This is a genomic window from Exiguobacterium alkaliphilum (assembly GCF_018138125.1).
GTDB lineage: Bacteria > Bacillota > Bacilli > Exiguobacteriales > Exiguobacteriaceae > Exiguobacterium > Exiguobacterium alkaliphilum.
This window is the reverse complement of sequence record NZ_CP073101.1, coordinates 2,144,285-2,158,747: the sequence shown is the minus strand read 5'-3', so window position 1 is coordinate 2,158,747 and position 14,463 is coordinate 2,144,285. Positions and strand designations below refer to the sequence as shown.

Genomic DNA, 14,463 nt, shown 5'->3' with positions numbered 1-14,463 from the left:
CATGCCAAAACGACCAGATATTCAGAAAATCCTCGTCATCGGATCAGGCCCCATCGTCATCGGACAGGCGGCAGAATTTGACTATGCTGGTACACAGGCATGTCTTGCCTTGAAAGAAGAAGGCTACGAAGTCATCCTCGTCAACTCGAACCCCGCTACGATCATGACCGACCCGACGACGGCGGACCGTGTCTATATCGAACCGCTCGAACCGGAGTTCGTCGAACGGATCATTCGTCAAGAGCGTCCCGACGCGCTTCTCGCCACACTCGGCGGCCAGACCGGACTCAACTTGGCGATGGAACTGGACCGTCGCGGTGTCTTGGCGGACTGCGGTGTCGAATTGCTCGGGACGAAACTGTCGGCCATCGAACAAGCGGAGGACCGGGAACAGTTCCGCGACTTGATGTACAAGCTCGGCCACGGGGTACCGGAAAGCGAGATCGTCCAGTCGCTCGACGCGGCCTGGGGTTTCGCGGAGCAAATCGGGTACCCGATCATCATCCGTCCGGCCTACACGCTCGGAGGAACCGGTGGCGGGATCGCCCACGACCGGGCGTCGTTCGAGCAAATCGTCGAGTCGGGTCTCAAGGCGAGCCCGGTGACACAAGTGTTGCTCGAGAAGTCGATCGCCGGGATGAAAGAAGTCGAATATGAGGTCATGCGCGACTCGAGCGACCAGGCGATCATCGTCTGTGCGATGGAAAACTTTGATCCGGTCGGGGTCCATACGGGCGACTCGATCGTCTTCGCCCCGACTCAGACGTTGTCGGATCGCGACTATCAGATGCTCCGTAGCGTCTCGCTCGACATCATCCGCGCCCTCGGCATCGAAGGGGGATGCAACATCCAGTTCGCCCTCGACCCGGACAGCTTCACGTACTACGTCATCGAAGTCAACCCGCGCGTGTCGCGCAGTTCGGCGCTCGCCTCGAAAGCGACGGGCTACCCGATTGCCAAGCTCGCGGCCAAGGTCGCCGTCGGCTATAAGCTGTCGGAGCTGAAGAACCCGGTGACGGAGACGAGTTACGCCTCGTTCGAACCGGCGCTCGACTACGTCGTCGCCAAAATTCCGCGCTTCGCCTTCGACAAGTTCGAATCGGCTGACCGCCGTCTCGGCACGCAAATGAAAGCGACTGGGGAAGTGATGGCGATTGGGCGTAACGTCGAAGAGGCGCTCCTCAAGGCCGTCCGCTCACTCGAACTCGGGACAGAGGACCTGGCCGTGCCGCGACTGGCACAATTGAGTCAACATGAACTTGAACGCGAGTTGACGACGCCGACCGACGAGCGGTTATGGATGCTGTATGAGGCGCTTCGTCGCGGGTATTCGCCAGAGCAGTTACATGAGTTGACGAAAATCGACCGCTTCTTCCTGTCGAAACTCGCCCGCATTTGGCAACAGGAAGCGACGCTCCGGCGTGAACCGCTCACACCAGCCAGCCTCGTCGAGTCGAAACGACTCGGCTTCAGCGACAAGATGATCGCCCGGATCGTGAACGAGAATGTGGAGACGATCACATCGCTCCGGAACGACTGGGGTGTCCGGCCAGTGTATAAGATGGTGGATACGTGTGCCGCCGAGTTCGCCTCGGAGACGCCGTACTTTTATGGGACGTACGAAGTCGAGAACGAGGCCGTGAAGACCGAAAAACCGTCGATTCTCGTCCTCGGCTCGGGTCCGATCCGCATCGGACAAGGCGTCGAGTTCGACTATGCGACCGTCCACTCGATTCAGACGATTCGTGACGCGGGCTATGAAGCAATCATCATCAACAACAACCCGGAGACGGTGTCCACCGACTTCTCCATCTCGGACCGGCTCTACTTCGAACCGCTCACGACCGAAGACGTGCTCGAAGTCATTCGGAACGAACAGCCGCTCGGCGTCATCGTCCAGTTCGGCGGTCAGACGGCCATCAACTTGGCGGCCTCGCTCGAAGCGGAAGGCGTCAAGATTTTAGGGACGTCACTCGAGGACCTCGACCGCGCCGAAGACCGGAAAGCGTTCGAGGCGACGTTGACAAAAGAAGGACTCGCCCAGCCACCAGGGAAGACAGCGGTGACGGTCGAAGAAGCCGTCGCCTGTGCCGACATGCTCGGCTATCCGGTCCTCGTCCGACCGTCCTACGTGCTCGGCGGACGGGCGATGGAAATCGTGTATGAGCAGTCGGAGCTCGAACGCTACATGCGCCATGCCGTCGTCGCCTCAAAAGAGCGCCCGGTACTCATCGACCGCTACTTGACAGGCATCGAGATTGAAGTCGACGCCATCTGTGACGGGACGGACGTCTATATCCCGGGCATCATGGAACATATCGAGCGGGCTGGCGTTCACTCGGGCGACTCAATCGCCGTCTATCCACCACAGCGACTCTCTGACGAGTTGAAACGACAAGTCGTCGACTACACGATTAAACTTGCCAAGGCGTTCCGCATAAAAGGGCTGCTCAACATCCAGTTCGTCTATGCCGACGACTTATACGTCATCGAGGTCAATCCACGGGCGAGCCGGACCGTCCCGTTCATCTCGAAAGTGACAGGCCTCCCGGTCGCGCGCATCGCCACGCAGGCGATTCTCGGGACGAGTTTGAAAGACCTCGGGCTTGGGACCGGCTTGCATCCGGAAGCGGACGCCATCTCGGTCAAAGTACCGGTATTCAGTTTCGCAAAACTAAAAGAAGTCGATCCAACGCTCGGGCCGGAAATGAAGTCGACCGGTGAAGTCATGGCGACCGACCGGACGCTCGAGAAGGCGCTGTATAAAGGGCTCGTCGCCGCCGGCATGACGATCGCCTTGAAAGGGAACGTCCTGTTGACAATCGCCGATCAAGATAAAGCCGAAGCGCTCGACATCGCGCGGCGGTTCCATCGTCTCGGATTCCGATTGATGGCGACGAGCGGTACGGCACACGCTCTCGAGCAAGCGGCACTTCCAGTAAAACGGGTCGGGAAAATCAGTGAGGAAGGCGAGACGATGCTGAGCGTCATCGAACGTGGTGTCGACATCGTCTTGAACACGACGACACGCGACGCCCTCACGACGAAAGACGGGTTCATCATCCGTCGGGCCGCGGCCGAGCAAGGGGTGCTCTGCCTGACGTCGCTCGATACGGTGAAGGCGCTGCTCCAAGTCATCGAGAGCCTCTCGTTCCAGACGACGAGCCTGCCGGCATTCACCGAGTTCGGAGTGACCGTATGAGACAGTTCGCAACCGTATTGTCGAATCATCCAATCGCAAAAGGGGCGATGGAGATGAAAGTGTCGGTCGAGGACAGCGTGATCGCGCCAGGGACGTTCTTCCATGTGAAGACGTCCGAGTTACTCCGGCGCCCGCTGTCGGTCGCGAACGTCGAGGGGGACGTCGTGACCTTCCTATACAAAGTCATCGGGAAAGGGACACAAGACCTCGCTGCACGACGGCCGGGTGACGTATTAGACGTCCTCGGTCCGCTCGGCAACGGGTTTCCACTCGAACAGACGGGTAAGCGTGTCGTCCTCGTCGGTGGTGGCATCGGCGTGCCGCCGCTCTACTATACGAGACGGCGGCTTGCCGATCAGGGGATTGAGACGGTTGCGATTCTCGGGTTTGATACAAAAGAAAGTGTGTTTTATGAAGAGGCGTTTTGTGCGCTCGGAGAGACAATCATTACGACGGTCGATGGTTCCTACGGGGAAACTGGATTTGTGACCGGTCCGCTCGCGCGAATCGAGGCCGATGTCTTGTTCAGCTGTGGACCGGAACCGATGCTCAAGGCGGTTGCGGCGTCGCATATCAAAGAGCGCTACGTCTCGATTGAAAACCGGATGGGCTGCGGCATCGGCGCGTGTTTCGCTTGTGTGTGCGAGGCGCCTGGCGGTTATGTCAAAGTGTGTAGTGACGGGCCAGTGTTCCGTGCAGAAGAGGTGACGCTATGAGGTTACATGTCAGTTTACCTGGGCTTCAATTAAAGAATCCGATCATGCCGGCATCCGGTTGTTTCGGTTTCGGGGAAGAGTTCGCGAAATTATATGATTTATCGATGCTTGGCGGCATTATGATCAAGGCAGCGACAGGCGAGTCACGGTTCGGTAACGCGACGCCGCGCGTCGCTGAGACGGCGGAAGGAATGTTGAACGCAATCGGGCTTCAAAATCCCGGTGCTGAAGCGATTGTTTCGGACAAGCTTCCGTTTCTCTCGACGTTCGATACTGAGATTATCGCGAACGTCGCCGGTTCAACGCCGGAAGAGTACGTGTACGTCGCCGAGACGATGAGTGCGGACCCGACTGTGAAAGCGCTCGAACTGAACATCTCGTGCCCGAACGTGAAGTGTGGCGGGATGCAGTTCGGGACCGATCCGGTCATGGCGGCCGAACTGACCCGTCTCGTCAAAGCGGCATCATCCAAACCGGTATACGTCAAGTTGTCACCGAACGTCACGTCCATCACGAACATGGCGAAGGCGGTTGAGGCGGCCGGAGCCGATGGCATCACGATGATCAATACGCTCGTCGGCATGCGCATCGACGTCACGACGGGGACACCGATTCTTGCCAACCGCATCGGGGGTCTATCAGGGCCTGCCATCAAACCGGTCGCGATTCGGATGGTATACGAAGTTGCCCAAGCAGTCGATATCCCCATTATCGGCATGGGCGGCGTGCGGACGGTCGATGACGTGCTCGAGTTCATCTATGCGGGCGCATCGGCTGTCGCCGTCGGGACGGCAAACTTTGAGAATCCGTACGTCTGTCAAGAAATTATCGAAGCGTTACCGCACAGACTTGACGAACTCGGAATCGATCATATTTTAGACGTGAGGGGGAAAGCGTATGAACAGACTGTATCTCGCGCTTGATGTCGAGACGGCGGACGATGCGTTCCGCTTGTTACGGCGCATCGAGGCACGACCGGCCGTAAAAGTCGGCATGGAGCTGTTCTATCGCGAAGGAGGGCGATTCGTCGAGCGGCTCGTCGGCGAAGGGTACCCGGTGTTTTTAGACGTCAAAGTCCATGACATCCCAGAGACGGCACGGCGGACGCTCCGTCAAATCGGTCGCCTCGGCGTCGAATTGACAAACGTCCATACGCTTGGGGGCGAGACGATGATGCGCTATGCGTTAGAGGGATTGCGTGACGTGACCGACACGACGCGATTGATTGGGGTCACTCAACTGACGTCGACCGATGAACGGATGCTCGCCGATGAGCTACACATTCGCGATGGGCTCGAACAGGCCGTCCTCAGGCAGGCGTCGATGGCACAACGGGCGGGGCTCGACGGGGTCGTCGCGTCGGTCCATGAAGCCGAGGCGATTCACCGAGCGCTCGGCTCAACCTTTTTGACGGTGACGCCGGGTATCCGACTGAACGAGGCAGCCGACGACCAAGTACGCGTCGCCACGCCTCAGGCAGCCCGCGACGCCGGCGTGTCCGCCATCGTCGTCGGCCGACCGATCACCCGATCCGTTGACCCGAACGCCGCTTACACACATTACCTTAACGAATGGAGTCGAACGTATGAAACAAATCGCTGAAGCATTGCTAAAGATTGAAGCCGTGACACTCTCGCCGGAGAACCCGTACACATGGTCGAGCGGACTGAAAAGTCCGATCTATTGTGACAACCGCTTGACGCTTAGCCATCCCGAAGTTCGGAACTTGATTGTCGACGCGCTCGTCGAAGCGATTCGTCCACTCGACGTCGATGTCATCGCGGGAACGGCGACAGCAGGCATTCCGCATGCGACGCTTGTCGCCGACCGTCTCGGGTTACCTCTCGTTTACGTCCGTTCAAGTGCCAAAGGGCATGGCAAAGGGAATTTAATCGAGGGTCGGTTCGAACGAGGTGCTCGTGTCGTCGTGATTGAAGATTTGTTGTCGACCGGGGAATCGAGCATCAAGGCCGCTCAAGCGGTCGAGAAAGCGGGTGGGAAAGTCGTGAAGATTCAAGCGATCTTCTCCTACAGTTTAAACCGACTCACCACCAATCTGTTGGACTCGGGGTTGACTGCGTTCGCGCTAACGACCTTATCAGATTTGCTTGATGTCGCCGTCGATCAACAACTCATCCGTGAAGATGAGGCCGCTTCTTTACATGATTGGCGAACGGACCCGACAAGTTGGAGTGAACGCGTCACATCATAATCCATTCTTCTAAGAATCCACCTCCGGGCGGATTCTTTTTCTTTGTGCATCATGACATACTGAACGTGTTAGAATAGGGAAAGCAGATGAAGAAGGAGATAGATATGGCGTACTCTAGAATGAAAGGGAAGTCATGGAAAGCCCGGTTTCAAGACGTCCCGAAACATCGTAAAATCACATTCGGCCTTGTATTCCTCATCCTCCCCGCCCTCTTTTTCGTGAACTTATTCGTATTTAGCGACGTGTTGGCACTCGGGGACAAATATGAGGACCGTTATCAAATGAAGAAGTTGCGGCTCGAGACGGCGCATGGCAACGTCGAGTTCGTCCGTAGCACGAATGAAAAAGTCCAAGTCGAGGTGCTACAGACAAACTCGAAAGAACGGACGATCAAAGTGAAGGCGGTCGGGGATACGATTTCAATCGTCGAACGGTTCGGACGTTTCAGCCAGTTCGGCAGCCGACCGAGCGCATCCCCGTCGCGCTATAAGATCCGTGTCGCCTTGCCGAGCTCGATGACATCGATTGATGTGACTGCCGAGCAAGTGACGGGTCAAGGGTTGATTGGGAAGTCGATCGTCTTGGATGCGAACGCGGTCAACTTGACGAAAGTCGAGTCGGACCGGCTACGTGTCGAGACGCGCAGTGATGTGACGCTCGAGACGGTCCGGGTCGTCCAAGCGGACATCCGTTCTTACCGTGAGGCATCCGTGCGCGACATCGTCGTCAACCGGGCGTTGACCGTTCAAACCGAAGCCGGAGCGCTCACGTTCGAGCCGCGACATGCGACTGGTCAAGTGAACGTCGATACGGGAGGAAGCGTGACTGCTGCCGAACGCTACAACGAGGTTGGCAGCGGTGTGTATCAGCTGTCAACCTCGAACCGACCGACGATCGATTTGATTGCGGAGACAGGGAAGGTTGAGTTGAGATGATGGATAAGCGATACATCCCGAAAGTCGGTCTTCGGACGTTGAAGACCGGCATCGCCGTCGCCATCACCATCGCGTTATCGTGGTACGTGTTCGGCATTTATTCCGGTATGGGCGCCATCGCCGCGGTCGTCGCGATGCAGCCGACCGTCAAACGTTCGTCAAAAATCGTCTTCAGTCGAATCTTCGGGACGATGGTCGGACTGATGTGTGGCCTCCTCATCGTCTATGCGTTCGGTGTCAACCCGATCTCAATAGGACTCGCCGTCATCGTCGCCTTGACGCTGAACACGACTTTCGATAAGACGCATATGTCGACGTACGCCGCGTTCGCCATCGTCCTCATGCTCGAGAATCCGACGACCGACTTCTTCCACTACGCGTGGACCCGGTCGTTATTGACCGCGGTCGGTGTCTTCGTCTCACTCGGTGTGAACTATGCGTTCATGCCGCCGCGTTACGAGGAGCGACTCCTCGGCGAGATTCGGAAGACGTCGTCTTATATGTTCCATCATTGGCGTGAACTCGTCGGTTCGCCGGCCGAACTGCTCGAGACGAGGGCCCGCATCCTCGGTCATCAAGAACTGCACATGATGCTACAAGAGGACATGAAAGTCACGAACGTGAAGTTGAAGCATTTAACGATTAAACAATATCGGTTGTTGATTCACCTTGAGGACAAGCTCGTCCTCTTGCTCGAGAGTTTAGCGGAACATCGCGAGGCGCTCTTATTGATGGATGAGGAGGATCGAAAGACGTTCGAGGCCGAGTTTTTATATTTACTCGCCCATCACCATGACATCCTCTATACGTGTGATAAGCCGTACTCGCTGTTCACGTTGCCCCATGAAGACTTATCCGTCTCAGAAATCTTGCACGGGCACTTGCTTGACTACCATGAACAGCTTGAGTTGTTCAAACATGACCCGAAACAAACACAGGCTCCGTCGCGATGACGGAGCCTGTGTTCATGATTCATAAAAATGCTCGTCCTCTCGGCGCCTACGCTTTCCTCAGGCAATCCCGGAGCCGCATCGCGACATGAAGTCGCTGCTGGGTCTCCGTCGCATCGCCCCAGGAACGGAGGGTGCCAGCGAAGGCAATACTAAGAATCTACACAAACAAGACCACGTCATGCGACGTGGCCAATGCTCATTGCTGGAGTGATTTGACGAGCCGCTCATCCGGCGTGACGTACACCGTCTGCTGATCCGTGTAGATGACGAACCCGGGCTTCGCGCCGCTCGGTTTTTTCACGTGGCGCGCTTTCGTGTAGTCGACCGGAACCCCGCTCGAGGCACGCGCCTTCGAGAAGTAGGCGGCGACCGTCGCCGCCTCGAGGAGTGTCGTCTCGTCCGGTTCAACCGAACGGATGATGACGTGGGAGCCTGGAATGTCTTTCACGTGAAGCCAAATCTCGTCACGTCGTGCGAATTTGAACGTCAAATGGTCGTTTTGCGTGTTGTTCTTCCCGACATAAAACTCCGTGCCGGTCGACGAGACGTACCCTTCGAGGGCAATCTTTTTCGTCTGTTTCTTCTTTTGCGCCTTTTGACGGATATACCCGCCTTCAGCGAGTTCTTCTCGAATCTCGATAATGTCAGACGGCGCGGCGACATCGAGTTGCGCGATCAACGTCTCCAAATAGACGATCTCAGCTTCGTTCAACTCGATTTGCTTTTGCACCTCGACTTTTGCGACTTTCAATTTGTTGTATTTCTTATAATAGCGTTGCGCGTTCTCGTTCGGTGTCTTGAGCGGGTCGAGTGGGATGTCGATCATGGCACCGTCCTCGTCATAATAATCGACGACGTGAGCGATGGTCATCCCTTTCTCGAGTTGGAATAAGTAGGTCGTCAACAGCTCGCCATACTTTTGGAGCTCATCGGACCGTTCCGTCGCCTTCAAATCATCGAGCAGACGTTTTCGTTTCAACTGATTTTTCTCGAGCTCGGATTTGAGCAACCGTTCGACATCGTGCGCCTGCTGTTTGACGCGGTCGCGGTTCGCTTTCTCATAGAAGAAGCGGTCGAGCACGTCTTTACTCGAGTCATACGTCTCTTCTGACATGACGTCACCGAACGTCAAGCGGACGGGAGCGAACCGTTCTTTTCCGGAGGCGAGCTGTTGGAAGACGTATTCGCCTTCAAGGTCAGCAATGACACTGTCAAACGCCGCCTCGAGACTCGCGCGGTTAGGCGTTTTGGCCCGATAGACGATTTCTTGTGCGATTTGTGGGCTCATCCCGGCGAAACTTGAGACGAGCTGTTTATCGAGCTTGCCTGCATTCCAGTCGATGCGTTTTAATCCTTCCACTCGTTCTGTCAGCGGGTCGCATTTGTCTTGAGCGGGTGGCAACAAGTACTCGCTACCCGGCATGATTGTCCGGTACGTGTTTTGGGACGGTGGTAAATGTTTGATGGCGTCTAAAATTTTGCCGTCCTCATTCGTCAAGACGACGTTCGAGTGACGCCCCATCAATTCGATATACACCCGTTTGTTCTCCTCGTCACCGAGCTCGTTTCGCGAACGGACCGAAATGACGATGACACGGTCACGGCCGACTTGTTCGACAGCCGTGATAAATCCACCTTCGATATGTTTTCGTAAAATCATGCAAAACATCGGAGGTTCTTGCGGATTTTTAATTGCGGTATCAGTCAATTGAAGTCGGGCGTACATCGCGTTCGCTGACACGAGCAATTGTACGTTCTGTCGATTCGATCTCACTTGCATCATCAAGTCGAGCGCATACGGCTGGTGGACGCGGTTGATTCGTCCACCGACGAGCGCCTGAAGTTCCGTCACGACTCGGTATGTCATTAATCCATCATATGCCACTAGTCTCATCACCTTTGTTCTTTTTCTGTCTCTACGTTATCAGATTAACGGAAAATATGGTACGATGAAGTAGGAAATCCGAACTTCTTCTTGCCGTAACAATCGGTGGACTGCTATTATTATGAAATGTGATGTTAGAAGATGGAGGGCAATGCATTGAATTTTAAAGAACGAGGTTTATTAATCGTCTTGTCCGGTCCAAGCGGTGTCGGCAAAGGAACCGTTTGCCGCGTACTCCGTGAGGAAGAGGATAACAACCTTCAATATTCTGTATCGGCGACGACACGGAAACCACGTGAAGGTGAGATTGAAGGAGTGCATTACTTCTTTAAAACGAGAGAACAGTTTGAAGACATGATTGAGCATAAGCAATTGCTCGAGCATGCCGAGTTCGTCGGGAACTATTACGGGACACCGGTCGAGTGGGTACGCGAAACGCTCGAAGGTGGGAAGGACGTCATTTTAGAGATTGAAGTCCAAGGTGCGTTCCAAGTGAAGGAACGCTTCCCGGAAGCCGTCTTTTTATTCTTGGCCCCGCCGAGCCTGCAAGAGCTCCGCAACCGCCTCGTCGGTCGAGGTACGGAATCGGAAGAAGTCATCAAACAACGTCTGCTCGTCGCTCGTGAAGAAATCGAATTGATGGATGCCTATGATTACGTTGTGACCAATGATGAAGTCGAAAAAGCGATTGAACGCATCAAAGCGATCGTGACGGCCGAGCATTGCAAACGTGAACGTGTCGCGTCTCTCTATAAAAAAGCCATGATGGAGGTCATTTAATGTTATACCCTTCGATTGATGCCTTACAACGTACAATCCCGTCGAAGTACACGATCGTGACGGTCGCTGCTAAACGGGCCCGTCAAATTCAGGACGGAAAAGCTCCGAAAGTTGCCGCGCCAAAATCGTATAAGCCGGTCGGACAAGCGCTAGAAGAACTGTATTCGGGTGACACGACAATCATCGCGAACGAAAAGAACAACGGATGAAGTGTGACCCAAGTCGTTTGCGACTTGGGTCTCATTGTCTATAAAGGGGAGAATGGTGAATGGTGAACGATCGGAACATCTTGCTTTGTGTGAGCGGTGGGATCGCTGCTTACAAGGCGTGTGCACTCACGTCGAAACTCGTACAAGCGGGCGCGAACGTGCGCGTCGCCATGACCGCATCTGCCGAGCAGTTCGTCGGTCAAGCGACGTTCCAAGCGCTCAGCCGGAATCCGGTCTATACGGATGTGTTCGAAGAACATGACCCGACAAAAATCGCGCACATCGACGTCCCGGATACGAGTGACTTGATCGTCGTCGCACCAGCGACGGCGAACATGATTGCAAAGCTCGCGAACGGGTTAGCGGACGATTTTATCACGACTTCGATTTTAGCTGCGACGTGTCCGGTCATCATCTCGCCGGCGATGAACGTCAACATGCTCGACCATCCGGCGACGCGCCGTAACATCGAGACGCTCAAATCATACGGGTATCAAATCATTGAACCTGGCGTCGGCAACCTCGCCTGCGGTTGGATTGGCGGAGGACGTCTGCCGGAACCGGAAGACTTACTGCGCATCATCGCGAGCCAATTCGTCCCAAAACATCTCCTCGGTAAACGCGTGCTCGTGACAGCCGGCCCGACGGTCGAACGGATTGATCCGGTCCGGTTTCTTTCGAACGACTCATCCGGGAAGATGGGTGTCGCCCTCGCCGAGGCGGCCCGGGATATGGGCGCCTACGTCACGCTCGTGCACGGGCCGCTTCAAATCCCGATTCCCGACGGCATGACCGCGCTCCCCGTCGAGTCGAGCGCGGAAATGCTCGAGACGGTGCTCGCACATTTCGACGACCAGCACCTCGTCATTAAATCGGCCGCGGTCGCCGACTATCGACCGACGACCGTCCATGCCGAGAAACATAAGAAAGTCCATGGGCCGTTGACGATCGAGCTCGAAGAGACGACAGATATATTAAAGACGCTCGGGATGAAGAAAAGGGACCAAATACTCGTCGGTTTCGCCGCCGAGACCGAGCAGCTCGAGACGCATGCCCGCGCCAAACTCGAGAAAAAGCGTGTCGATTATCTCGTGGCGAATCACGTGGCGACACCGGGCATCGGGTTCGGGGCAGACGAGAACGAGGTCACCCTCTTCCGTGCGGACGGCTCGGTTCACCGGCTACCGCGCCAATCGAAACAGGAGTTGGCGCATGCGCTGTTGCTTCAATTTAAGGAAGCGATTCGATGATTGCACACGTCCACGTCGATGCACCGGTCATCACGATAGACCGGCCGTTCGATTACGAAGTGCCGGTCCAGTTCGAATCGCTCATCGAGCCGGGGATGCGTGTCTCGGTCCCGTTCGGAACGCGGCGACTCCTTGGAATCGTCACCGGTCTGTCCGAAGGGACCCGGGACGGGCTCAAGCCGCTCGAGGCACTTCTTGATGAGGAATCGTCCTTGACCGATGAGCTGCTCGATTTGTCGACCCACGTGAAACAGACGACGCTCTGTTTCCGATCATCAGCCTTACTCGCCATGCTCCCGGCCGCGCTCAAAGTCAGTTATGACAAAGAGATAAAAGGCGAGGTGCTCCCGGAAGGGGTTCGGGCCGGTACACATTTGTCGGAATATCCGAAAGACGTCCAGTCCGTCATTCTCGATCTCGCCAAAAAAGGCGAGCTCTCGTTGTCGCCTGTATTAAAAGAAAAACGGACCGTGAAGACAGACCTCGTCATCGAACGATTGGATGCGAGTGTCGTTCCGGCCCGGGCGAAAAAGCAACAAGAAGCGATGCGTCTGCTTGAAGACGTGCCCCGCATGTATTGGTCGTCGCTCAGGCAAATCGGCCTGTCACGGGCACAGCTTCAAAAACTCGAGGCGCTCGGCGCCGTCCGGGTGACCGAGGTTGAATTGAATCGTGACCCGTACGCCTTGATTGAGCAAGTGACCGAGACGGTCGAGTTAAACGACAGTCAGACGGTCGCCGTGAGAGCGATTCGTGAAGCGGAGGCCGGGGAGACGCTGTTGTTGCATGGCGTGACAGGGAGCGGAAAGACTGAAGTATATCTCGAAGCGATTGGCCAAGTCGTCGATGAAGGCAGACAAGCGATTTTACTCGTCCCGGAAATCAGTTTGACCCCGATGATGGTGAAGCGATTCAAACGCCGTTTCGGGGACCGCGTCGCTGTGCTCCATAGCGCGCTTTCCCAAGGAGAGAAATACGACGAATGGCGTAAAATCAAGCGCCGTGAAGTCGACGTCGTCGTCGGGGCCCGTTCGGCCGTATTTGCCCCGCTCGAGAACATCGGGCTCATCATTTTAGATGAAGAGCATGAGACGACGTATAAGCAAGAAGAGAACCCGCGCTATCATGCGCGGGACGTGGCGATTTGGCGGGCCCGCTATCACGGCTGTCCGGTCGTGCTCGGCAGTGCGACACCGTCGCTCGAGTCGTATGCACGGGCGCAACGCGGCGTCTATCGCTATCTTCATTTGAAAGAGCGTTACGGTGGTAAGATGCCGCCGGTGCACATTATCGATATGCGGCGCGAACTCGCACGAGGCAACACGACGATGTTCTCGGAAGATTTGTTTGTCGCCATCAACGACCGCATCGCGAAAAAAGAACAATGTGTCATCTTGCTCAACCGGCGCGGGTTCACGACGTTCGTCATGTGTCGGGATTGCGGGGAGGGACTGACGTGCCCGCACTGTGCCGTCAACTTGACGTATCATCAACACGGCGATCGATTGAAGTGTCACTATTGTGGTTATGAGATGGGGATGCCATCCAAATGTCCATCGTGCGACAGTAAAAAAATTAAACAGTTCGGTACCGGTACCCAGAAAATCGAGACGGAGCTGCTCAACCGCATCCCGGACGCGAGAATCATCCGAATGGACCAAGACACGACGTCACGCAAAGGAGCGCATGAACAACTGCTGAAACGGTTCGAGGACGGCGAGGCCGACATCTTGCTCGGCACGCAAATGATTGCCAAAGGGCTCGACTTCCCGAACGTCACGCTCGTCGGGGTACTCGCGGCCGATGCGACGCTCGGCATGCCGGACTTTCGGGCGACCGAGCGCACGTTCCAACTCGTCACACAAGTGGCGGGCCGTGCCGGTCGAGGTAAGCTTCCGGGAGAGGCGTACGTCCAAACGTACAACCCGGAGCATTACGTCATCGAGACGGCGAGTGAACATGACTATGAAGCATTTTATGAGCAGGAGATGCGACTGCGGCAAGTCGGGACGCATCCACCGTATTGGTACGTCACGCTCGTCACGATCGCGGCCGAGAACCCGATCGTCGCGCAGACCGAGGCCGAGCAGTTCGCCGAAGACTTTATGAACATGCACATCGACCAATCGCGATTGAACGGACCGATGCCGGCGCCGCTGTCAAAATTGAAAAATATGTATCGCTATCAGCTGTTCATCAAGACGAAACAGCCCGAGTCGCTCTATCCGGCGCTCGCCACGCTCCAACAGGCACGGGCGAAAGCGATAAGCAAAAAAGAATATCAATTGAGTATCGATGTAAATCCATACGTATTCATGTGA

Annotated in this window: 12 protein-coding genes; 11 read left to right on the top strand and 1 reads right to left on the bottom strand. The window is 55.9% G+C overall.

Annotated features, from left to right (window positions below; genetic code table 11):
- Position 1: 1 nt before the first annotated feature.
- From carB to KB235_RS11120, 7 genes are all read left to right on the top strand, one after another.
- Positions 2-3,202: a carbamoyl-phosphate synthase large subunit gene (gene carB / locus KB235_RS11150; protein ID WP_211779662.1), complete on the top strand. Its 3,201-nt coding sequence runs from the start codon at positions 2-4 to the stop codon at positions 3,200-3,202.
- On the top strand, positions 3,199-3,918 hold the full coding sequence (locus KB235_RS11145; protein WP_211779661.1) for a dihydroorotate dehydrogenase electron transfer subunit: 720 nt from the start codon (positions 3,199-3,201) through the stop codon (positions 3,916-3,918). Before carB ends, KB235_RS11145 begins: the two co-directional genes overlap by 4 nt.
- Entirely contained in the window at positions 3,915-4,841 is a 927-nt protein-coding gene (locus KB235_RS11140) for a dihydroorotate dehydrogenase (protein WP_211779660.1), read from the top strand. Before KB235_RS11145 ends, KB235_RS11140 begins: the two co-directional genes overlap by 4 nt.
- Positions 4,816-5,520: an orotidine-5'-phosphate decarboxylase gene (gene pyrF, locus KB235_RS11135; RefSeq protein WP_211779659.1), complete on the top strand. Its 705-nt coding sequence runs from the start codon at positions 4,816-4,818 to the stop codon at positions 5,518-5,520. The genes KB235_RS11140 and pyrF overlap by 26 nt, the downstream gene beginning before the upstream one ends.
- The gene (gene pyrE, locus KB235_RS11130; RefSeq protein ID WP_211779658.1) at positions 5,504-6,130 is read left to right on the top strand and encodes an orotate phosphoribosyltransferase; all 627 of its coding nucleotides are present in this window, start codon (positions 5,504-5,506) and stop codon (positions 6,128-6,130) included. The genes pyrF and pyrE overlap by 17 nt, the downstream gene beginning before the upstream one ends.
- A 104-nt stretch (positions 6,131-6,234) precedes the next feature.
- A complete protein-coding gene (locus tag KB235_RS11125; protein ID WP_211779657.1) occupies positions 6,235-7,065 on the top strand; it encodes a DUF4097 family beta strand repeat-containing protein in 831 nt (276 codons plus the stop codon).
- Positions 7,062-8,018 (top strand): FUSC family protein, encoded by a 957-nt coding sequence (locus tag KB235_RS11120; protein ID WP_034806401.1) that lies wholly within the window; start codon positions 7,062-7,064, stop codon positions 8,016-8,018. Before KB235_RS11125 ends, KB235_RS11120 begins: the two co-directional genes overlap by 4 nt.
- 196 nt (positions 8,019-8,214) lie before the next feature.
- Here KB235_RS11120 and KB235_RS11115 read toward each other — a convergent pair whose 3' ends face one another.
- Positions 8,215-9,903: an Rqc2 family fibronectin-binding protein gene (locus KB235_RS11115; RefSeq protein ID WP_211779656.1), complete on the bottom strand. Its 1,689-nt coding sequence runs from the start codon at positions 9,901-9,903 to the stop codon at positions 8,215-8,217.
- A gap of 156 nt (positions 9,904-10,059) precedes the next feature.
- Here KB235_RS11115 and gmk point away from each other — a divergent pair, with 156 nt between their 5' ends.
- Genes gmk through priA form a run of 4 tightly spaced genes read left to right on the top strand, consistent with a single transcriptional unit; the run spans position 10,060 to position 14,463 of the window.
- On the top strand, positions 10,060-10,683 hold the full coding sequence (gmk, locus tag KB235_RS11110; RefSeq protein WP_081825825.1) for a guanylate kinase: 624 nt from the start codon (positions 10,060-10,062) through the stop codon (positions 10,681-10,683).
- Positions 10,683-10,892, top strand: a complete 210-nt coding sequence (rpoZ, locus tag KB235_RS11105; RefSeq protein WP_034806394.1) for a DNA-directed RNA polymerase subunit omega — start codon at positions 10,683-10,685, stop codon at positions 10,890-10,892. Before gmk ends, rpoZ begins: the two co-directional genes overlap by 1 nt.
- A 59-nt stretch (positions 10,893-10,951) precedes the next feature.
- Positions 10,952-12,142 (top strand): bifunctional phosphopantothenoylcysteine decarboxylase/phosphopantothenate--cysteine ligase CoaBC, encoded by a 1,191-nt coding sequence (coaBC, locus tag KB235_RS11100; RefSeq protein ID WP_034806388.1) that lies wholly within the window; start codon positions 10,952-10,954, stop codon positions 12,140-12,142.
- Positions 12,139-14,463, top strand: a complete 2,325-nt coding sequence (gene priA, locus KB235_RS11095) for a primosomal protein N' (protein WP_211779655.1) — start codon at positions 12,139-12,141, stop codon at positions 14,461-14,463. Before coaBC ends, priA begins: the two co-directional genes overlap by 4 nt.

Excerpts from the sequence above, each read along its gene's own strand:
- carB (WP_211779662.1), top strand. The coding sequence starts at position 2 with ATGCCAAAACGACCAGATATTCAGAAAATCCTCGTCATCGGATCAGGC.
- KB235_RS11145 (WP_211779661.1), top strand. The coding sequence starts at position 3,199 with ATGAGACAGTTCGCAACCGTATTGTCGAATCATCCAATCGCAAAAGGG.
- KB235_RS11140 (WP_211779660.1), top strand. The coding sequence starts at position 3,915 with ATGAGGTTACATGTCAGTTTACCTGGGCTTCAATTAAAGAATCCGATC.
- pyrF (WP_211779659.1), top strand. The coding sequence starts at position 4,816 with ATGAACAGACTGTATCTCGCGCTTGATGTCGAGACGGCGGACGATGCG.
- pyrE (WP_211779658.1), top strand. The coding sequence starts at position 5,504 with ATGAAACAAATCGCTGAAGCATTGCTAAAGATTGAAGCCGTGACACTC.
- KB235_RS11125 (WP_211779657.1), top strand. The coding sequence starts at position 6,235 with ATGGCGTACTCTAGAATGAAAGGGAAGTCATGGAAAGCCCGGTTTCAA.
- KB235_RS11120 (WP_034806401.1), top strand. The coding sequence starts at position 7,062 with ATGATGGATAAGCGATACATCCCGAAAGTCGGTCTTCGGACGTTGAAG.
- rpoZ (WP_034806394.1), top strand. The coding sequence starts at position 10,683 with ATGTTATACCCTTCGATTGATGCCTTACAACGTACAATCCCGTCGAAG.
- coaBC (WP_034806388.1), top strand. The coding sequence starts at position 10,952 with ATGGTGAACGATCGGAACATCTTGCTTTGTGTGAGCGGTGGGATCGCT.
- priA (WP_211779655.1), top strand. The coding sequence starts at position 12,139 with ATGATTGCACACGTCCACGTCGATGCACCGGTCATCACGATAGACCGG.